Source organism: Rhodococcus sp. 2G, from assembly GCF_001886355.1.
Lineage (GTDB): Bacteria > Actinomycetota > Actinomycetes > Mycobacteriales > Mycobacteriaceae > Rhodococcus > Rhodococcus pyridinivorans.
Map to the genome: position 1 here is coordinate 272,204 of NZ_CP018064.1, position 20,540 is coordinate 292,743.

The window sequence follows — 20,540 nt, forward strand, 5'->3', positions numbered from 1 at the left end:
CATGACCGGCCACAGTATCGGCACCGCGCAAGTGCGCTGGAACGCGACGCGGGGCTGGGGCACCCCGGAATTCGCCACTGACGACCTCGGTGTCCGCGCACAAACCTCCTTCGTGCACTACGGCCAGGCTGTTTTCGAAGGTCTGCGGGTGTATTTCCACGGCGAGGGCGAGGTCGCTGCGTTCCGGCTCTACGACCATCATCGTAGGCTCTGTGCCTCGGCGCAGCGCATGGCTTTGCCTGAGCCGCCGTGGGAGGTGTTCTTCACGGCGGTGCGCCTGTTCGTCGACGCTCACCGCGCGGCCCTGACCCAACCCGGTGACACTCTATATCTCCGCCCGGTATTGCTGGCCACTACAACAACTTTGGGCATCACTGCACCGATCGCCGATGCCGTTTTAGTGGTTACCGGTCTGGTGAATTTCCACCATATGGGTACGGATGACGACGGCTTGACGATTCACGTCGAACGAGAGCTGCGGCGGGCTTGGCCGGGCGGTGCGGGCACCGCGAAATGCGCCGGCAATTACGGTCTCGCGCGTAGCGGTCAGGCTCGGGCGCAGGCGATGGGCTGCGACGATGCGCTCTGGTTGTCACCATCGGGCACCGTAACCGAATTGTCGTCGATGAATCTATTTGCAGTACGGGAGGGCCAGCTGGTCGTCCCCGAGGCAGACGAACTGGTGCTGTCGGGCATCACCTGCGACAGCATCATGACGCTCGCGCAGCACCTGGGCGTCTCGGCGGTCAAGAAAGAGCTGCCGATCGAGGAGTTGCTCGCCGATGTGGCCAAGGGACGAGTGAGTGAAATTTTCGCCACCGGGACCGCCGGCGGCGTGGTACCGATTGTCTCGCTGCGCGACGGAAACCACGTTTATTCTGTTACTGGCCCGACCGCCCTGGCTACAGAGCTGGCCAGCCTGCTAGCGGAAATTCAGTCCGGTCGCGCCGCCGACCCGTACGGCTGGCTCACGCTCCTGCCCGAGTCGGTATCAACAGCAGCAGCCGAATTCCGCACGGACTACACGGTGTACGGTTACGCACACTCGCCACACAAGCACTTGCGCCCGTCAGTTCTGGTGCGTTTGGCCCAGCAGGCAGCCGCCGACGGGCTGACTGCGGTGACCGGGGCCGGACTCGATTACGGCGCCCGGAGCTGGGTGGTCCGCCGGAATGTGGTCTGCAACTGGCAGACCACTCCCTGCGTTACCCACATCACTGTCGTGCGCACGATTGTCAGCATCGGCAGCTGCTGGCTCGAATCACTCACCGAATTCTTCGCCGACGGACACAAACTTGACGGCACCGTACGTGCGTTCTGGGTGCAACTCGATGCGGAAACCCAGCGCCCGCTGCCGCTTCCTGACGTTCTGGTGCGGCGGTGCGAGGACACAGGAATACCCACCGAATTGATGTGGCGCTCGGAACTGAAACAGTCGTTCAAAGATACTTCTTTTGAGTCGCCAGAAAAAAGGGTCGTTGGCCTTCGTCATGCCGATTTCGACGCATTGGGCCACGTGAACAATGCGATCTACTTCGATTTCATCGATCACTTGATTGGCGGGGGCAACGAGATTGTCATGGAGTACGAACTACCGATCGATATCAATGTCACCGAACTGACAGTTTCCACCGCCGAATCCGAGTCGGGTTTGGTATTCGCTATGAACAGCATCGGAAACGGACGGCCCCATGTGCGCGGGCTGGTGCGACGCGGATGAGTTTCGAGATCGGCCGCGTCCGTATCGGCGAGGCCATTGTCCCCTGTGCACGTATGTCCGATGGTGTGATCCGGGATGCGCGAGGTGCGGTTTCCGACTGGGCAGGTTCGGCACTCGATCCGGAAACTCTCTGCGAGATCGAGGAACAGGTTATAGATTTCCCTTCGCTTCCCTACGCCTCACAGGTCGAGGTGCCGTTCGGTGGGAGTGCACATGTGGTGTGCATCGGCCAGAATTTCCACGACCACGCGGTGGAAGTCCAGATCACTGCGCAGTCGAAGGATCCGATTTGTTATCTCAAACCGGCGTATACCCTCTCCACCTCAGGCACGACACCCATGCCCGATGACTGCAGGACCATGAGCTGGGAAGGTGAGCTTGCGGTGGTGACTGGCCGGGCAGCACACCGGCTTGTCGACCCATCCGATGCACTCTCGGTGATCGCTGGCTACACCACATCTAACGATATGGGCGATTATGACTGGGTGCTGCATCGTGGTGGGCAGTGGGTGAAAGGAAAAGCGTTTCCCCAGTTCAATCCGATCGGCCGCTGGCTGCGGGTGGGACTCGAATGCCATCCATCATCCGAATCTCTCCTCACTACTCGGGTGAACGGTGCCGTGGTGCAAATGGCACCGCTTGCGGACATGCGGCTCACGCCGCCATACCTGGTGTGGTACGTGAGTCAATTTCTCTGTCTTGCGCCGGGGGATGTCATCAATTGCGGCACTCCAGGCGGCACCGCCCTGTCCACGGGACGCTATCTGCAGGTAGGTGACGTGGCCGAGGTCGATATTTCGAGTTTGGGAGGACACCGCACTCGTATTGTCTGATTGCGAAAGAAGGAAAGTGACATTGCGGACATTTAACACCGTCGCCGATTTCGTGGCTGCGGAAGGCGAGCATCTTGGTGTGAGCGGATGGCTACAGGTAGTTCAGCCGATGGTCGACCAGTTCGCCGAGGTGACCGGAGACCGGCAATGGATTCATGCTGATGGCGTCAAAGCCGCCCATGGTCCCTTCGGCGCTCCTATTGCCCACGGATTCCTACTATTGGCGTTGGTTCCGACCCTTCTCTCGGAGATCATCGAGATCCATGACATGGATCTCATGCTGAATTCCGGCCTCCGAGACGTGTCGTTCGACGCTGCGGTCACTGTCGGCACGTTCGTGCAGCTCAGCGCAGAATTGCACGCGATTGACCATCGTAAAAAGCTTGCCACCGCCGAGCTGCATCTCACCATGGCTGTCAGCGATCAAGCGTCCGCACGTCCAGGGGACCGCGTATCGTTGCGCGCGACCCAGACCCTTGTTGTTCGTTCGAAACGCAGCAGCCGGACGACCGCCGACATCGGATGATGCCACTAAAAGGAGCACGGGTGCTAGAGCCGATCGCCGATTCGCGGCGTCGCCTGTTATACGAAGCAGCGGTGGTCGCCGGCGCAGTCTTCGTTGTCGGCGTCGCGTACGGAGCGATGTCGGTGAACGCCGGCCTGCCGATCTGGTTCGCCCCTGTGGTGGGATTCTTTGTTCTCGCTGCTTCCTCGGAAATGCTGTTCGTGGGTTTGCTCGCCGGCGGCGGCAATTCCTGGGTCGCCGCTGCGGCGGCGTTGGCCGTGAATTCTCGTCATCTGCCCTATGGTCTCGCCGCGACCGATGTGCTCGGCACCGGATGGAAGCGGTTCGCGCGAATTCATCTGGTGAATGACGAAACCGTAGCGTTTGCCGCCGCCCAGCAAACGCCTGCCGAGCGTCGCTTCGCTTATACCTGGTCGGGAATCGGTATCCTACTTACCTGGCCTTTAGGTGCCCTGCTCGGTTCCCTTATAGGGCGCATGTTCGACGTCGCGATCATCGGTCTCGACGCCATGTTCCCCGCCGTGATCCTTGCCTTGATCATGTCGGGGATCCGCGATCCGCGTACTCGTTACGGCTGTCTTGCTGCCGCGGTGATCGCGGTCGCTGGGGCTCTCGTTCTCCCCGAAGGTATAGCCCCGGTCTTGGCTGTTCTCGCCCTCCCCCTGATGCGCCGCCGCCCCGTCGATCCGGATCGTGGCGCGGAGAGATCCGAGGCAAAGGATGCTTGATCTGTGGATGATCTGCGCCGCCGCCGCTTTCCTTGCGGTGGGAACGTATGTCCTGCGCTGGATGGGGCCTGCGCTGCCCGACCGCTTGACGGAGTCACCGCGCGCGAAACAGGTCATCGATGATTCGGCGATTCTTCTGCTGACGGGTGTGATGGCGACGACCACGCTGTTGCAGGACCAGGGGTTCGCAGGCTGGGCGCGGGTGCTCGGGGTAGGCGCTGCTGGGGTGCTGGCGTGGTTTCGTGCTCCTTTGCTGGTGGTGATCATTGCTGCGGCTGTGGTGACTGCATTGGCGCGAGCGATGTTCGGCCTCGTGTAGTTCCGCATGCTCGCTGATCTGGCCGCTGTCCGCGCCGCACCGCCCCGACACCACGCGGCCGCAAACGTAACCGCTGCCGACTGCGAAAGGGACTGATGTAGGACCAAGTGACATGTCACCGAATCGTGCAGCAGTCCCTGGCGATAGTGCAAAAGTTATGGATCCCCGTGGCAGAGTACGCAACTCTGCTCACACAGCTAGGAGCTTTACGCAGTGACGAAGTTTGCCACCACATGCTTTAGTGCCGCCGCGATGGTGGTGCTTGCAACCACCCTCAGTGCCTGCGGCGACGAAGGGACACCGTCGGCGCAGGAAGACACGGCGGCCTTCGTCAACATCGTCACGCCCACTACGACTGCAACGCCTATCGATGTCGAATCTGTGCGGGACTCTGTCCGGACAGCAGGAAACAACCTGGTTACCAGTGCTGGATGGTTCGACTGTTATCAGCAAACACCGACGAGCTGCACTGGCCAGGAACCGGTCGAGCCGAAAGACAACGACGCCTTCGACGATCTCTACGACAGCTACTCCGCAACGTGCCAGGAGCTGATCAGTCGCAGCAACTTCCGGCTGGATATGGCAGAACGAGTTCGCCCGTGGATCGTCGATGACGACGCGGACCAGATCATCGCCAACATCGACGAACAAGAGCGGACGGCTACGACGACCGTCAACCAGACCGACGGGTCGTCGATCGTCCTGCATTTCGACCTGAAGGATCCGTGGGGTGTAGCTCCGCAATGCAATGAGGATGGAACTCTCCACATCGAGATGAACTAGATCCCACTTCAACGTCCCTGGGACGGCAGGACGCGAGACCATGTCGACCGCCTGACACAAATCCATGCGCGAAGGCCCCAGCGGTCGACTCCATCATGAGAGTCCACCTGCTGGGGCCAGCTCAATCCCACACGCCGTATCGCCACTGGCCATGGCGGTCGGCGCGCGAAATAAGCCGGCTCATCGAATGGTGAGTGCCTCGAAGCCGGAACATCAACTACCCACCACTGCGTGTCGGCCGGCCCGGCTGTCCACCACCTTTACCCCCCCATCAGCGCCCATGCGCACGGACTGCACGCCGCTGTGCCTCGCAGTTTCTACCGGGCCGAGAAGGTGGGCTCCTCATCCCAGCGACCGAGGAGTCCCACCATGACCGTCCCCGACTGCCGGCCGGACCGGCCGTTACCCCTCGTGCACGCCTCAACCGACACTCAGTGCAGCGTCTGCGAGACGCGGCTAGTCCGCCAATGGAACGCGGCGGGCGTCGACTACAGCTGGGTCGATGAAAACGGATGTCGCGCTGGTGGAACCAGCCCCATTCCTGAGGTTGTCACCCCCGGCGAATACCTGACGTATCTGCAACGACAGGGCCGGATGGGGGAGTACTCGAACTTTGCTGCACGGTGGGCGCTGGGTTCGGGATTGTTGCCCTGGGAACATTGGCACGCCTCGATTCATAAGCCGAGCCCCGTCGCGCCCGGGGAGGTTCCCGCGTGCTGCTCGATGCCGATGCAAATGGTCCGTGACGGTTGGCGATGCCGAGTGCGCCACACCATCTTCTCTGTCACTACATCAGCGGCAATGTAGCGCGACCTTGTCGGCTGGCCGCGCTGTGTTGCAGCCAGCCGCTCGTCCGATGCTCCTGTCCGCCCGAGTCCAGATGTCACCAGCAGTTCTGGGATCTCCGCGTGCCGCGCAGTACGTGCGCAGTGGCGACGATGTGGTCATCGGAGGTCATCAACTAGGAGGGTCGATATGACGGAAAGCGCTGGAATGAGCTGGGTTCGGGGATCGTTCATCGTTCCGGATATCTCCGACGATGAGTGCGGACTGGATCGCACCATCGGAGTGGCACTTGTGAGCCTCGCCGAAGCTGGCGTCACGATGTCCGGTTCCAGCGGTACCGGAGGCTTGGATTCGCGCCTCGCGGCGGTCCTGGTAGGACTGTTCCGCGCAGACACACCGTGGGGTTCTGTCTGGCACGCACGTGAACGCGACGGCGCCGAACTGCACATCGTGTTCGATGGCACCGGCTCCGCCGAGGCTGCACCGACTATCGAGGCGGCAATGCGCGCGCTGGCCGACCTCGGCGTGGAAGGTCAGGTCGAGCGCACCGAGATCGGCTACGACGGTCCTTCATTCGTCCGGTGGACTCTAGAGCGCGGCGAAGCTCGGTTCGATGACGCGGGAAGTGTCATCTACACAAGGTGAAGCACGGACGTGGGGCGCATTGGCAGATACCTGCCAATGCGCCCCACGTTGTTGTGCGGTCGCCCCGAGCTGTCCACGCTGGCTCTAACCCTGTGACATCGCCGGCCTGTCCGCCGGTGCGCGCCACATCCGCGGGAAGAGGCACGACCCATGCGGGTGGTGGGGATGTGGCCCACCACCCGCATGGGTCAGGCCGCTTGGGGGATCGGGGTGGCCGTGTCGCTCTCAGCAACGGTGTCGCTGATCTCCGCCTCAATGACAGCCAAACGCGCTTCGGCGGTGACAAGGGCCTGCTCATCAGGGAACTCACCACGGGCAGCCTCTCGCGTGGCCTGCTCGTCGTTCAGTAGCTCGGAGACCCGTTCCTTGATCCCCGCAATCCGCGCCTCGAGCCCTGCTTCGTCGAGGTCACGCAGCATCGAGGCCACGACCGGAAGCACTCCGGTAAGCCCCCGCCGTCGTTGCTTGCCACTGATCGGGACACTGGCGACCTGGACGTAGTCCACGTCGACCGCGAACCCGGTGACCACGTCGTTCATGACTTCGGCGCTTAACGTCACCGGTCCGAGGGCAGCCCGACGGTGAGGACGTTCCAACAAGGAAGCGACGGACTCGGCCAGATACGTCCCCGCGGGAATAGCGGACGATACGAGCGCGTCGCGCAGCGCACAGAACGCCTCGAGAACCCTCTGCAGGTGTGTGCGCGTCGCGGCATACTGCTCGGCCCGTTGCACTGCAGTCCGGAGGTTGCGTAGGTGGTTGGCCTTGCGCAACTTCAATGTCCGCACCTTCGCCTTGATCTCGGCTTCCTCGAGGAGCAACGCGTTACCGGACGCGGCGGCCTTGACTTCCGCGTAGGTCAGGGTGGCATCGCCGATGTCGTCGATCTCGCGTACTTCCGGGTCCGGGCAGTACAGGTGCGCGAAGGCGCGTGCCTTTCGGTGCAGTACCTCCCAGGAATACGCATCGAAGGTGCGTTCAGTGACATAGGTGTAGACGTCGACGGCAGTATTGAGGTTCCCCGGCCGGAACGCCCGGCCCAGTCCCTGCTCAACATCTGACGGTCGCCACGGTGGGGCCACCAAGTGCACTGCCGCCAGCCGGGTTTGGATGTTCGTTCCGATCCCCACCTTCGGAGTGGACCCGATCAACACAGAGACCGAGCCATCACGGCACGCCGCATGCAGGGCTTCACGTGCCTTGGGGGTAGTTGCTTCGTGCACGAACCGGATCCGTTCGGCCGGCACGCCACGAGCGGTAAGGAGGCTCCGCAACCGCCCATAGGTGGAGGCGTCATGCGGCTTCGGGGTGCCAAGGTCGCATAACACCAACTGCAGCGCTCCAGATGAGTTGCTGCCGTAGTCGCGATCACGATGGGACCGATAGACCTCGGCGATGGTGTCAGCGGCCCGCATCAACTTCGGAGACACGGTGTCGAGGTCGACTAGTGCCGGATCCAAGGCGATTTTGCGGCCGTCACCGCAGATCACCAGCATATTGTCCGTACCGGCGACCCGGGCATTGCTCCCCTGCAGAGCATCCGCGCGGGCCACGAGTCCAGTCACATACTCCAGTACCTCATCGGACGGCTCGACCACGATGGTGTGGTCCCGTCGATCCGGACGCTGCAAGTCGAGCGCTTGTGCGGGAAGAAGATCAGCAAACTCGTCGATCAGGCGCCGGAGTTCCGGAAGGTTCTGGATGGTTGATGGACGGGTGTGGGATCGGAACCCAGAGCCGTCGGGTGCAACCTCGATCCGAGTTTCCCATCGGATGAACGTGGCGGCGAAAGCGTCGAAGTGCGAGAGACCGATCTCCTCCAGCCGGTCAGGGACCATCAGCCGGGCCCAGCAGTAGGTTTCTGCCAACGTGTTGCGGAACGGTGTGCCGGTGAACATCGCCACTACGGGTTTACCCGGATGCCTCTCGGCCAGCGTTTCGACTTTCATCAGCATGTCGGTGGCGCGTTTGGAGGAACCGAGCGAGAAGCCATCGGCGCGGGTCGCGATCGGCAGTCGCAAGAACTTGTCGGCCTCGTCGACTGCAAGGTAATCGATGCCGAGTTGTTCGAGAGTGATCTGGTCGGAGTCGGCGACCTGCGACCGCAATCGGCTCAATGTCTCTTCGAATGAGCGGATTGCCCGGGCGATCTGTTTGGCGCCATGCCCGCGGTCAGGCCCGTCGTGAAGATGCCTGCGCAGCGCGAACTTCTGCGCCTCAATCCATGTGGCCTCCGATTCAGGGTCAACTCCCAGGGACGTAAACGCCTCGTGAGTCATGATCACTGCCTCCCAATCCCCGGTGGCGCAGCGGGCAGCGAACAATCGGCGTGCTTCCCGGGCGAGGTCGTCCTCGGTTGCAACGAGAAAACGGCTGGAAGGGAAAGCCTGCTGGGCCTCGCGTGCGATCTGCTCGAGGAGATGCTTCGGCACCGTGATGCAGGGACGGTTGGCCAAACCGAACCGGCGCAGCATCACGGCCAGGCTCACCATTTCCAGGGTCTTGCCGGCGCCGACTGCATGCCCAACCAACACCCGGGGTCGGGTCAGTGCCATATCCAGCGCGTCGAGCTGGTGCGGCCACAAGGAGATGTCGGTAGACAGACCTGGTACGGCCAGGTGGGAGCCGTCAGGTCGGCGGGTGACATGCGAGCTGAATCGGATGTTGTAGTCAGCCAGAATTCGGCTTCGACGCTCGTCGTCCTCGAATACCCACACACTGAAGCGCTCGTGCAACGCTTGTAGCCGATCGGCAGCTGCTGCGGTTTCTTTCGGATTGCGGATTCTCCGGTCCACTCCGTCGTCGTAGATGTGGTCGTAGACAACCGGCCGCTTCCCATTCAATCCGCACTGGAGCAGGTCGATAGGGGAGAGCCGTTCGGTGCCGTACGTGATGTTCGCTTCCGCGGAGCACTGCAGATTCCTCGGTAGCTCCCAGTACGCCAGCGACGGGGTGTGCAAAATCGTCCCGACGTAGCGAACCCCCAGCTCTTCGCGCATGAACGCACCGATGTCGTCCGGGGTCAGCCACGGAGCACCGAGATTGACGCGCACGTCGTTCTCGTCGAGCTGCGTAGGCATGACGGCCTCGAGCGCCGTCACGTTGCGGAGAAGGCTTGGATCACGCTCAGCAACTCTCCGTGCGGCGGCCAACTTGGCTCGGATGTTGCCCGATAGATAGGAGCGCGCGGTTACCCACCGGCGGCCATCTTGTGGATCGCGGTAGACCAAGTCGCCCAAAGCGTCGACCGCCGCTTTCTCGTCGTCGAGTCCGAGCAACGCTGCGACGCGAGCGAGGTCGAGATGACCGGTTTCTCCGAGGGTGACCGCCAATGCCTCGGCCGGGGTGTCGACTCGTTCGACGCGAGCAGGTCGACGGTTCACTCGTCCCAGCAGCACCGCGGCGGGCTGGGCCGTATCGCTGTCGGGGTCGTACTTCTCCAGCGCAAGGACGAGAGGGTAGTCGGGATCGCGACGGAACCCACCCATGGGCGGGCGACGCACCGACAACGCCGGAACTCCGGTTTCCGGGTCCGGTTTCCCCTCTACCACCGTCGCGCGGTTGAGTGGTCCCCACTGATTGACGTACTGGGTGTACAGCTCAAGCGCATGCGTTCGCGTCGTGGCGATCTGTTCATCGGGCAGGTCTGGATCTGCTTCGAGCTCCATCAGAGCCACAGCTGCGTCGCGCAGGTCGATGAGGGCGCGCAGTTCTTTCGATGGTCGGGCTACGGGGGTCAGTACCCCGTTAGTAACGGTGACGACCTCACCGTCGACGACATGGAACGATCGTTCCTTGCGGCCTTGCGCGTCGACAAGCTGGATGTCGTCGCAGTCGCGCCAGGGGACTGGACGAGCGGGGATGGGTGGCAGCGCTGCGCACATCGCGGCGAAGGCCTTGGATGTCGCTTCCGTGGGATGCTCGGCCACAACTGCCAGACCGTTGAACCGGTTTCCCGTCACACGCATCGCGCCGGCGACGTACTCCGGGTGTGCTGCCCAGTACTTGTTCACTCGCACGGGACTTGCAGAGATCCCCTCAGAGACCGGCGCATCCACCACATCGCGACAGTCGCTGATGCGATTTCCGACGTAGGTCGAGGCGTAGTTCCTCGTAAAGTTCACCGAATCGTTCCACCCGGAGCGGGGCTGCCCTGCTCGGCGTACCTGCAGCACTAGAACATCCGCAACGACGTCGGTGCCATTGAAGGTTCCGGTCGGAAGCCTCACGGCGCCTACCAGATCAGCTTCCCGAGCAATCTCACCGAGCTCATGACCGGAATCCATCAGGAATCGCGACACCACGACCACGACGTATCCGCCAGGACGCACGGCGCGTACTGCTCGCCGCACGAAGTACGTATGCAGCGGCGCGTGTAGCTCGTAGGCAGTGTCGTATACGCGCACCGAGGAGAACGGAACGTTCGCTACCACCGCATCAAAATGATTGTCTCGCAGTGACTGCGACTGCAACCGGCCGGTGTGGATCTGCGCAGATGGGTGCAGCAGGGCTGCGATTCGAGAAGATGTCGGATCTACCTCGACGCCGCAGAATTGGATGGGCAGATGAGTCGGAGCAGCGTCCATGAGTGCTCCGTGCCCACATCCGAGATCGAGGACTCGGCCTCCCTCGAATCCAGCGGACATGAGCACTCCCCAGAGATGTTCTGAGGCAGACCGCGGCGTGTAGAACGCGGTATCGACCACCTCAGCGGCGCAGCTCCGAGCCCCTTCGTCGAGAAGTAGGTCCAGCTGATCAGCGATCTCCAGCCACATCCCGGACGGCTGTGGGGCGAAAGCTGGCGCCAGGACACCCCAACCTGGCCAGGCCTCCAGAACTGCTCGTTCCTCCGCGCTGATGGAGGGGCTGTCGCCGATTCTCCGCAGCAACTCGAGTGCCTTGAGCGCCGACTCGACGGCGTGACGTGTAGATGACATGGCGAACCCGCTTTCTGGCCACCGCATATGCCGGTGTGGCCCAGAATCGAACAAGTGTGCGTGATGCCAAAAACGATGACTGTGGCCCAGAAGGAGTGCGGCACCAAATCAAACACACAGGTAAAGACCTATAAGTGTTAGCTGTGGTGTACATACACCACAGCTAATACAGCAAGGCTGCAGATGATGAGCCAAGGGAAGAGTCTCGATCGAACTGCCAGATGCAACGGGTCGCTGTCGTCCCGGGCCGAACCCACATCGAGCAGCTGGCGATTCGCACGCAGGAAAGGGCATGCCCCACCGGGTCTGCAATTGCCGCCGGCGTCGCTTCACTGATCGAGATGATCAGGCCCGAGTGGCTTTGTGCAGGCGACAGCAGCCGCTTAGATCATGTGCATCCTGTCCTGATCAACCCATCAGTACTGACCGCGCACACCCGAGCAAGCGGCTGTCAGCCCGCTATTCTGCGGTGATGACGATCCCGGAAACGCGGCCCCTCGGACCAACAGTGGCGGACTGGTCCGACTTTCGTCAGGTGATGGCCATATCGTGGGCGGCGCGGTGGAGGGCGGTGCGGAAGCAACGTGCGATGCTGGCCGCGTTGATTGCGGTGCCCACGGCCTATACGGCCTACATCGTCGCCACGACACTGGTATTCGGCACCAGTTGGGCACTGGCCGTTGGGGGTTGGGCAGCTTTCATGCTCGTCGCCATCCTCTTGGTCATTGGCGAAGTTCTCTGCCACACCGCCTGGCGTTTGCTGGACCGGCGGCGCATCGTCCTCCTGTCCTCCACACGAGGTGCGGCGCTCGATGTGCAGTTCAACAAGGACGTGGTGACGTTCAGCAACCACGGCCGGCTCCCGCGGGACACCTCGGCGGCAGTTCTGCGTGCCGAGGTCGCGCGCTGGGTGGGCGCACTTCCGCATCGCGTCGAAGTGAAAGCCCAGAACACGCAGGTCGCCGAGCTGTACACGAAGCAGTTCCCCGAGCTGACAGCGGGCGAGCCGGATGCGCTGGGACGTATCCCGCTGACCGTCACGGTCTGAGGTTTCCCCTCCGTCGATCGTCGATCAAACGGCGGTGATGCCGCACTCTTCGGACGCGGTAGCGAGAGTGGGTGTCGAACACGCCGGACACCGAGGGGGCAACATGAAGCGCAAGACTGTTGGCGGCGACGAGGTCGATGCATTCTCCCGCCGTCGCCACGCCCATCATTGGAAAGCGGGCGAGCGAAAGGCGATCAAGGCGCGTGTGTCTCGCCGCGAACGCCGTGCACTTCGCCGAGAACTAGGCCGTGTTTCGAAAGTGATCTTGAACCGAGATGGTGCCAGCAGGAGTGTCGCAACAACTGAATGAGTGAAGTCTCCGGTATCGGGGTTTAGCGACCAAGCAAAACCTTGAATACCGGAGACCTCGTGCCCAGCGTAGCCGTCCAGCGGCGCGCGGACCTGACCGACGCCCAGTGGGCGCGGTTGGCGCCGCTGCTGCCCTGTCCACAGAAGACCGGCCGTCCACCGAAATGGACGAAACGCCAGCTCATCGACGGAATCAGGTGGCGCATCCGCACCGGCGCACCGTGGCGGGAGATGCCGACACGATATGGACCGTGGCAGACGGTCTACGGACTGTTCCGCCGGTGGCAACGCGCCGGGGTGTGGACGCAGATCCTGACCGCGTTGCAGGCCCTGGCCGACGCTGCCGGTGAGATCACGTGGGACGTAAGCGTCGACTCGACGATCGCACGGGCCCACCAGCACGCCGCTGGCGCCCGCAAAGACGGTGATCTCCAGCGTGAGCCACCCGGCGGGGTAGAGACCGAACCGGACGACCACGCCTTGGGTCGTTCGCGGGGCGGGTGGACCACCAAGGCGCATCTGGCCTGCGAACAGGGCCGCAAGCCCTTGTCGATCGTGATTACCGCCGGTCAATACGGGGACAGCCCGCAGTTCACGACGGTTCTCGCTGCGATCGAGGTGCCTCGCCTCGGTGGTGGCCGGGCTCGGACGCGACCGGATCGAGTGTTGGCGGACAAGGCGTACAGCAGCGCTGCCAATCGCGCTCACCTGCGTAAACGCGGGATTCGGGCGACGATTCCGGTCAAGTCGGATCAGGTGGAACATCGCCGACGCAGAGGATCGGTCGGCGGTAGGCCGCCGGAGTTCGATCCCGCACTCTACAAGCAGCGGCATGCTGTCGAGTGCGGGATCAACCTGCTCAAGCAGAATCGTGCTGTGGCAACGAGATACGACAAGCTCGCGGTCCGTTACACAGCGGTGGTGCGTATCGCTGCGATCAATATGTGGTTGCGGAGCGCTTGCTTATGAAACAGGGCCTAGCTCGCTGAATCAACTTGGGTGTCTCACTAACGCAGTGAGGCACCCAAGTCGTATGTCGACCCTGCTCCATGTGGAGAAAGCATCGGCTATTCTCGGACGTCGACAGGTTACGCGGGTAAGCGCCACGCGATCCAGGATTACTCGGTTTCGCCGTTCTGTCGTGCTACCTGGCGTTCGACGTACTCAGTGAAGAGATCCTCATCCGAGGGAAGATCGCAATCGTAGGCGTGGCTACGGTCCCCGCCATTCATAGCAACTTTCATCGCGTCTACCTGGTCGTTAGCCCCTGGGTCGCTGAGCGTCTCCATGGCGGCCTCGAGTTCATACATCCCCGGGGTGACCATGGCAAAGCTCTCGCAGAACTCTTCTCGTTCGCTAGCCGTGATGGTCACTGTGCCAACGGTAATGGTCGGCTCTGCAACTTCAGCTGGCTCAGAGGAGGCCCCTCCTGAGCATGCCCCAACAAGGAGCATTACGGGCGCGACAAGAGCTACCATTCGTTTCATAGCAACATGATCTTTACAGGCCGGTGGATTGTTACAGCTCATTGAGAGTGTCCCATCGGGTGGAATGCAACGTAGTAGCTGCCGAGTTCACCCAAGGTGGACAGTTTTCATCCGAATGGCCTGTCGGTCTCGGCCATGAGTTCGGAACCCTTCCTGGTTGTCGCGATCATCGCGCGCTGTCCGCAGCGCAGGCACTGATGGCGCGCACTCGGCAGCGTCGACACCGTCTCTTGGGATGCTTGGTGCCGCACAGTTGCGGACAGCTCCATACGTTCGTGGTGTTCCCGAAACGACGAGCCAGGAGTGCATTTCATGAGCGAGCGGTACAGCCCCAAGGTCGGCGACAAGGTTGTTCTCCACGAGGACTTCCGCAAGCCGGGAGACAAGCCCGTCGTGTACGTCGTGCGCAAGATCAACCAGAAAACCATCACTACGGATCCGCTTTCTGGTGTGGGTAGAGGTGTGCGGGTGGCTCCGTACGGGGTTGTTCCGGCGACACCGGAGCAGATCGCAGCGGTGGAAACCGTCGACCCCTCGGATTTGGTCACCATCGGTTCTCTGGTGACGGTGCGAGACCCCCGATTCAACGGCCACGTTTTCGTCGTCGTGGGCATGTCGGGTTCTTCGTTCAAGCTCGCTGTGGCTAACGGTGACGGCAGCAAGGAATGGAAGGCGCCGTCGGCGCTGCTGGAAAAGGTGAAGATCGGCGCGCAGGAGTTGTTGGCCGCAGCGTCTTGATCGGGTATTTCCCTGTATGAGGCGGCAGGGTGGTTGCGACACGCAGCTGCCCTGCCGCCTCCTGCGTAGGGCGCATCTTACTGGCGGGTAAAGTGCGGTTTGCTGGCCGCAGAGATCTTCGGAAAGGCACTTCGCATGAATCACCGCAGTACAAGCGCACGCCGTGCGGACCGCAACCGGGAAACCTCGCTGGGAAGTCACTCGCCCTCGCCCGACACGAAGGAACCGAACACCACCGACGCGATCCACCGTCAACTGTTCTCCGACTATCGGTCGCAACACCCTCAGCAGAATTGACCGCAGCGCCATAGCCGGTCAGTCACTCGAACGCGTTAGCCTCCACGATCAACTCATCAGGCATCGCCCGCTGACCTTCCTGGGCGCGCACCCATGCTGCGGCCGCCGACGGTGACATACCGAGCACCAACCCCAACCCGGCCACGTCGGTAACCAACCGCCCATCGGCTGAACGTACGTCCCACGCCCGTAGGTCCCGGTGTGCCGGCAGCGGACGACGGCTCTTGTCAGACACGTTCGACCTCCCACTGTCCGCCGCCACCGATCACCACAAGCTCCTCTTCAGCCAAGCATCCCATCCCGGTCCTCGGAAGTGACAGCACCCGCGCCGCCGGTACTGTGCCGTGCAGTCGCACCGACACGTACTCGTCCTCATCCCACTCGCGACGCGCGAAGTACGATGCGACTTCGCTGCGCACCGTAAACGACGCAGCAGGATTCAGCGTCACATCAGCGTTGTGACGTGCGCCTTTCTCGGGAGGAACCCACGCAGGAAACGATCCGTCCGTGGCGAACCACATACCCCGAGAGACCGTCACCTCGGAGATCGACTGCTCGGCCAAATATCGCTGTGTGAGGTCGTATTGGGCACGCACCACCGCCCGAGCGCGGCGCGCATCCAGCGAGTCTGGGCGCGTCGAAGCGTCGGTATCGGACGAGAGAAACAGGTCCCGGACTGCCGCTTGGGTTTGCAGGGCCACCGGCGAGACGTTCTGTTCAGTGTGCGCGGCCCACGCAGCCATCGTCTGAGAGGCGATCGTGCGGCGAGCAAGTACCGGAACCTGTGAAGGATCCACCGAAGTATTGGGAGGCCCGTACACACGCTCACCGGACCCGATCTGGCGCCACGGCTGGTCGTTGCCTGTCCGCCAGCACAAACCGTAGCCGCTGGATCCCCACTGAACCTTGTCAGGATCGGCCAGAGCGGCACATTCGTCGTGATCGAACAGATCCCGATCGTCCATGCCGACGAGTTCATCGCCGAGCCGGTTGGCGGCTTCCCGTTTGGCCGGCACTGCGAATGGCTCCATCGCCCCCTGCGATAGCACCACCGGCACGGGCTCACCGTCGATGTACTCGTCCTCGAAGCAGGCTTCGTGTGCGCGAAGCAGCGCGGCGTCGCGATAGGCAGCGAACTCGGGACTGTCGGTATCGGCCTTGCCGTCAGGTCCGTACGGGATGTCCGGTAGGCCTTCGAGCGGTGGACCGTAGCGGTCGTCGAGGCACGTTTCGATGATGCCGTCGGCGTCTTCGGCGGTGGTGATCGGGATGTGTTGGTACATCCGATCGGACAGTTCCGATGCAGCGGCAAGGCCCGCGTCCGTCGCTCCTGCCTGGGCATGTGGCACGTCCCCTGTTGTTTGTAGGGAGTTGCGCCTGGCTTCGAGAATTGCGGGAGGGCACCGATGCGCCGCCCCGATGAACTGCCCGCACGCAGGGCAGCGTTCCCCTCCGCCCCGGATTTGGGGAGGCGTCCAGTTGTGTGCTCGCTCAGGATTTTCGGAGATGTCGGCTGCCCTGCGCTTCGCCATCCCTCGGATGACCAGTCGGCGTAGATCGCCCGCCCGATCGTGCTGTCCGCATTCCTCGAGAGCTTGCACCTCGAGCAGCAGGTTGTGAGCTCCGCGGGCAGTCGATGCGAACTCGATCTGGCGTTTCTGCAGCTGCCGGCGAGCAGTGGCCAGCTCTTCTGCTGCCTGGTTGATCCACGCCGGTGATACCGGTTGTTTCTGCGCGTAGGACAAGCGACTGTCGTACACCATTTGGAGGCGCTGAGCCTCTGCCTCGGCCCGGTCGAGCCGCTGTGCCGAATGCGGAAAGCACCGACGACCGACTCGGCACACGGCATCTCCCAACTCCTTGGCATCAATGACGCGGCTACCGTAGACAGCCCCGTTCCGGGGATATGAGGTCCCGCGCGCCATACAGAAGCGTCGGCACGTTGCGTGAGTATCCCTGCCGCACACGTCAGAACACGTTCGTACAGTGCCCACTATCGGAGATCACACACGTTAGGGACATCATGGCCAACCGCATCATTACTGCCCGCACCGTACGGAAACCGGAGGGAAACGTCCCAGGTGTTTTGACCCTGTCTCCGTTCGTCGCCATCGATGTCGAAACCACCGGCGTGAACTCGGCGACGGACCGAGTTATCGAAGTCGCCGCGGTGAAAATGAATCACCGCGGCGAGGTCCTGGACTCTTTCACGTCCCTGATGAACCCGGGTTACGACGTACCGCTCAACCCGTATACCCAACGAGTACACGGTATCTCCCCGAACATGGTGTGGTCGGCCCCACCCGCAGAGCAGGTGCTGGCAGCCTTGACGAAATTCGTCGGTTCCTGCGGGGTAGTCGCACACAACCTTTCGTTCGAAAGTCGTTTCCTCGGTGCCGAGTACGAGCGGCTCAGCGCACCAGCACCGTCATGGCAGGGAATCTGCACACTGGCTGCGGCGCGGGCTCATCTGATCGCACCCAACTACAAGCTTGAAACACTGCTCAAGCTGCTGGATCTACCGGCCGTCAACAGTCACCGTGCACACGAGGACGCTCGCGCTTGTGGTCTCCTGATGGCCGCCATGATCGAACGCGCCGGTGTCAGTGATCTGGTGCCGCTGAACGCTCCGACCATCTCACCGACATGTAGCGTACCGACAGCGGCCATCGACCTGACCGGCCGTGATGAACCCCAGGTCATCGACCAGAACGCCGTACGTACCGCGATGGGTGGCGTTGATCCGACAACCGAGCAGACGCGCATCCTGGACGCATTCAACTCTGGTGCCGAACTGGTGATCTGTGCCTTGGCGGGCACCGGAAAAACGTCGACGTTGAAGGGGATCGCGCGTCTTGAAGCGCAACGCCATCCCCGGCGTCATGGTCTGTATCTGGCATTCAACAGGTCGGTGGCGAACGAAGCGAAGTCGCAGTTCCCCGACCAGGTCCAAGCATCGACAGCACACGCCCTGGCACTCCGTCACCTACGCTCCACCGCATACGGACCGCTACTGGCCAAACTCAACGGTGGCCGGGCGACCTTCAGGGAGATCGCCACAGCCATTGATTCACGTTCGATCTACTTCGCGTCACGTGGTGACGGGCCAGCTCTCCTTGCCCAGTACCCGGTCACGCGTTTGGCTTTGGCCACTGTCGAGCGATTCTGCACGACAATGGACGAACAAATCGGGCCGGAGCATGTACCAGCACAGGCCGGCATCGAGGACGGGACCAACCACCGCGCTGAACTGGTCGAGCACATTGTTCCCCTCGCGCGTCGGGCCTGGGCCGCGATCTGTAGCCCACACACCTGGACCATCAAGTTCACCCCGACTCACATGCTCAAGCTCTGGGCCGACATGCACCCGACCATCGGCCGTGAAGGTGACTACTTGATGCTCGATGAGGCTCAGGATGCGAACCCTTTGATCGACAGCATTGTGCGCGATCAAACGCACCTACAGCGAGTCCGTGTCGGCGATCAGAACCAGGCCATCTACGGGTTCACCGGCGCGATCGACGCGATGTCGAACATCGCCGGTGCCACCTATCTGTCGCTGACACAATCGTGGCGCTTCGGTGCGGCCGTTGCGGACGTTGCGAACATTTACCTGCGCAAACTCGGCACCACCTTGCGGGTGGTCGGCAACGACCGGATCGACTCCCGACTGATCACCGATGCAGATCCTGTCGACGCCGTGCTCTGTCGAACAAACGGTGCGGCCCTGCGGGAGTTGATGGCAGCGCAGCACGCAGGGAAGAAGACAGCGTTGATCGGGGACACGCTCGCAGCCACCCGATTCTGCGAGTCCGCAGAACTGCTCAAGGCCGGGCAGTCGCCGCGTGATGCGGACTTGGCGGCTTTCACAACCTGGGGCGAGTTGCAGGACTACGTCGAACATGCGCCCGGGGCCTCCGACCTGAAGACTCTCGTCGAGTTGGTCGATACCTACGGTGTGGACGATGTTCGGTCCGCGATGGGTGCGGTGGTGTCTCCGGGGCGGGCCGAGATGATTGCCGCGACCTGCCACAAGACCAAAGGTCTCGATGATCCCTCCCGGCGTTTCCGGAGAGCTCATGGTGTGAGCGCTTCCTCCGGATTGAGGGTGCGCATGCGATCGTAGTGGAGTTGCTCTGCCCGGTCGGGGGTGAGGTCGTGGCAGTAGCTGTGTGGTCGTTCTCGGTTGTAGAACGCCACCCATTCGGCGGTGCCCAGCGACAACTCAGTGGCTCCATGGAACAGGGGCTGGTTGTCGACCAGTTCGTTCTTGTAGTCCGAGTTCACCGATTCGGCCAGGGCATTGTCGAAACTGTCCCCGACGGTGCCGATAGAGGCCGCGATCCCTTCCTCGGCCAATCGCTGCCCGAACACGATGGCAGTATACTGCGATCCGGCGTCGCTATGATGGACGAGTTTGCTCAAATCGACTACCCCGCAACGTTTTCTGTTGTCGATCGCATTGTTGATCGCATCGGTCACCAAGTTCACCGTCATCTCCGTGGCCACCTTCCAGCCGACGATCTTGCGGGCGAACACGTCAGTCACGAAGGCTGTGTACGCCCAACCGGATTCGGTGCGGCAGTAGGTGAAATCGGCCACCCACAGGCGGTTGGGTGCCGCGGCATAAAACTGCCGGTCGACCAGATCCGTCGGCCGCTTGGCCGCCGCGTCAGGGATGGTCGTGCGCACCCGTTTCTTCTTGATCGCGCCGTGCCATCCCATCTCCCGCATGACCCGTTCAACCGTGCAACGGGCGACATCTAATCCGTTGCTGCGCAGCATTATCCATGTCTTTCGTGAGCCCAGAACGCGGGTCAGGGGTTTGTTCTTGCGGAGCATGAAGATCGCATCGATGACCTGCGCGTCAGCGAGCATACGGGCGCTCGGCCCGCGGTTGATGTGGTCGTAGTATGTGGACGGGGCGATGCGCCAGCCGTGCTCAGAGAGCACGGCGCACATCGAATCGACACCCCAGATAAGACCATCCGCACCCACCCGATGTCCCTGGTGGGTGCGGATGAAGTCCACAATTACCGGTGTGGCCGGTCGATTTCGGCCGCGAAGAAAACCGACGCCGCTTTCAGGATGCCGTTGGCCCGTTTGAGTTCGGCGACCTCCTGTTTGAGCCTGCGGATCTCCTCGTTGTCGGCCCTCGAGGCGCCTTCCGCATCAGCGGCCGGGGCCTTACGAACCCACTGACGGACAGTCTCCGCCGAGGTCACCCCCAACAGATCTGCGGTCTTGCGCATCGCCGGCCACTCCGCCGACCCGTGGGCCACCAACTGGGCCACCATGTCCACGGCGTCTCGCTTCAACTCAGCCGAGTACCGCTTCGATCCTGCTGCCATAGGTTTCATCCTCCCTTGAGAGGAGCCCTCCGG

The 20,540-nt window shown here is 62.3% G+C and carries 15 protein-coding genes; 11 read left to right on the top strand and 4 right to left on the bottom strand.

Annotated features, from left to right (window positions below; genetic code table 11):
* Position 1: 1 nt before the first annotated feature.
* The 7 genes from BO226_RS26110 (at position 2) to BO226_RS26140 (ending at position 6,340) form a co-directional block, all read left to right on the top strand.
* The gene (locus BO226_RS26110; RefSeq protein WP_064257601.1) at positions 2-1,720 is read left to right on the top strand and encodes an aminotransferase class IV; all 1,719 of its coding nucleotides are present in this window, start codon (positions 2-4) and stop codon (positions 1,718-1,720) included.
* A complete protein-coding gene (locus BO226_RS26115; RefSeq protein WP_071936739.1) occupies positions 1,717-2,553 on the top strand; it encodes a fumarylacetoacetate hydrolase family protein in 837 nt (278 codons plus the stop codon). Before BO226_RS26110 ends, BO226_RS26115 begins: the two co-directional genes overlap by 4 nt.
* Positions 2,554-2,569: 16 nt before the next feature.
* Positions 2,570-3,079, top strand: coding sequence for a MaoC/PaaZ C-terminal domain-containing protein (locus BO226_RS26120; protein WP_197481945.1), 510 nt, complete (start codon positions 2,570-2,572; stop codon positions 3,077-3,079).
* Between the two features lie 20 nt (positions 3,080-3,099).
* Positions 3,100-3,807 carry an AzlC family ABC transporter permease gene (locus BO226_RS26125; protein ID WP_231912131.1) on the top strand — a complete coding sequence of 236 codons (708 nt, stop codon included), beginning with the start codon at positions 3,100-3,102 and terminating at the stop codon, positions 3,805-3,807.
* On the top strand, positions 3,800-4,126 hold the full coding sequence (locus BO226_RS26130; RefSeq protein WP_064257599.1) for an AzlD domain-containing protein: 327 nt from the start codon (positions 3,800-3,802) through the stop codon (positions 4,124-4,126). Before BO226_RS26125 ends, BO226_RS26130 begins: the two co-directional genes overlap by 8 nt.
* Positions 4,127-4,339: 213 nt before the next feature.
* Positions 4,340-4,909, top strand: coding sequence for a hypothetical protein (locus tag BO226_RS26135; protein WP_156895444.1), 570 nt, complete (start codon positions 4,340-4,342; stop codon positions 4,907-4,909).
* Between the two features lie 1,077 nt (positions 4,910-5,986).
* On the top strand, positions 5,987-6,340 hold the full coding sequence (locus BO226_RS26140) for a hypothetical protein (RefSeq protein ID WP_156666267.1): 354 nt from the start codon (positions 5,987-5,989) through the stop codon (positions 6,338-6,340).
* Positions 6,341-6,528: 188 nt separating this feature from the next.
* Here BO226_RS26140 and BO226_RS26145 read toward each other — a convergent pair whose 3' ends face one another.
* Positions 6,529-11,304 (bottom strand): methyltransferase domain-containing protein, encoded by a 4,776-nt coding sequence (locus BO226_RS26145; RefSeq protein ID WP_082921184.1) that lies wholly within the window; start codon positions 11,302-11,304, stop codon positions 6,529-6,531.
* Between the two features lie 445 nt (positions 11,305-11,749).
* Here BO226_RS26145 and BO226_RS26150 point away from each other — a divergent pair, with 445 nt between their 5' ends.
* Positions 11,750-12,325 (top strand): hypothetical protein, encoded by a 576-nt coding sequence (locus BO226_RS26150; protein ID WP_156666266.1) that lies wholly within the window; start codon positions 11,750-11,752, stop codon positions 12,323-12,325.
* A gap of 369 nt (positions 12,326-12,694) precedes the next feature.
* Positions 12,695-13,603, top strand: a complete 909-nt coding sequence (locus tag BO226_RS26155; RefSeq protein ID WP_071936740.1) for an IS5 family transposase — start codon at positions 12,695-12,697, stop codon at positions 13,601-13,603.
* Between the two features lie 149 nt (positions 13,604-13,752).
* On the opposite strand, the gene BO226_RS26160 is transcribed toward BO226_RS26155, so the two are convergent.
* Positions 13,753-14,007, bottom strand: coding sequence for a hypothetical protein (locus BO226_RS26160; protein WP_064257592.1), 255 nt, complete (start codon positions 14,005-14,007; stop codon positions 13,753-13,755).
* A gap of 426 nt (positions 14,008-14,433) precedes the next feature.
* Between BO226_RS26160 and BO226_RS26165 the strand changes: the two genes are divergently transcribed.
* Positions 14,434-14,859 (top strand): hypothetical protein, encoded by a 426-nt coding sequence (locus tag BO226_RS26165; protein WP_064257591.1) that lies wholly within the window; start codon positions 14,434-14,436, stop codon positions 14,857-14,859.
* 524 nt (positions 14,860-15,383) lie between these two features.
* On the opposite strand, the gene BO226_RS27525 is transcribed toward BO226_RS26165, so the two are convergent.
* Positions 15,384-17,081: a hypothetical protein gene (locus tag BO226_RS27525; protein ID WP_156895445.1), complete on the bottom strand. Its 1,698-nt coding sequence runs from the start codon at positions 17,079-17,081 to the stop codon at positions 15,384-15,386.
* A 98-nt stretch (positions 17,082-17,179) separates the two neighbouring features.
* On the opposite strand from BO226_RS27525, the gene BO226_RS26175 reads away from it, so the two are divergent.
* Positions 17,180-19,282: an exonuclease domain-containing protein gene (locus BO226_RS26175; protein ID WP_198040686.1), complete on the top strand. Its 2,103-nt coding sequence runs from the start codon at positions 17,180-17,182 to the stop codon at positions 19,280-19,282.
* Here BO226_RS26175 and BO226_RS26180 read toward each other — a convergent pair.
* A protein-coding gene (locus tag BO226_RS26180; RefSeq protein ID WP_156354424.1) for an IS3 family transposase occupies positions 19,234-20,507 on the bottom strand; the annotation gives its coding sequence in 2 pieces (ribosomal slippage) (positions 19,234-20,228 and positions 20,228-20,507; 1,275 coding nt in all). The genes BO226_RS26175 and BO226_RS26180 overlap by 49 nt on opposite strands.
* Between the last annotated feature and the right edge of the window lie 33 nt (positions 20,508-20,540).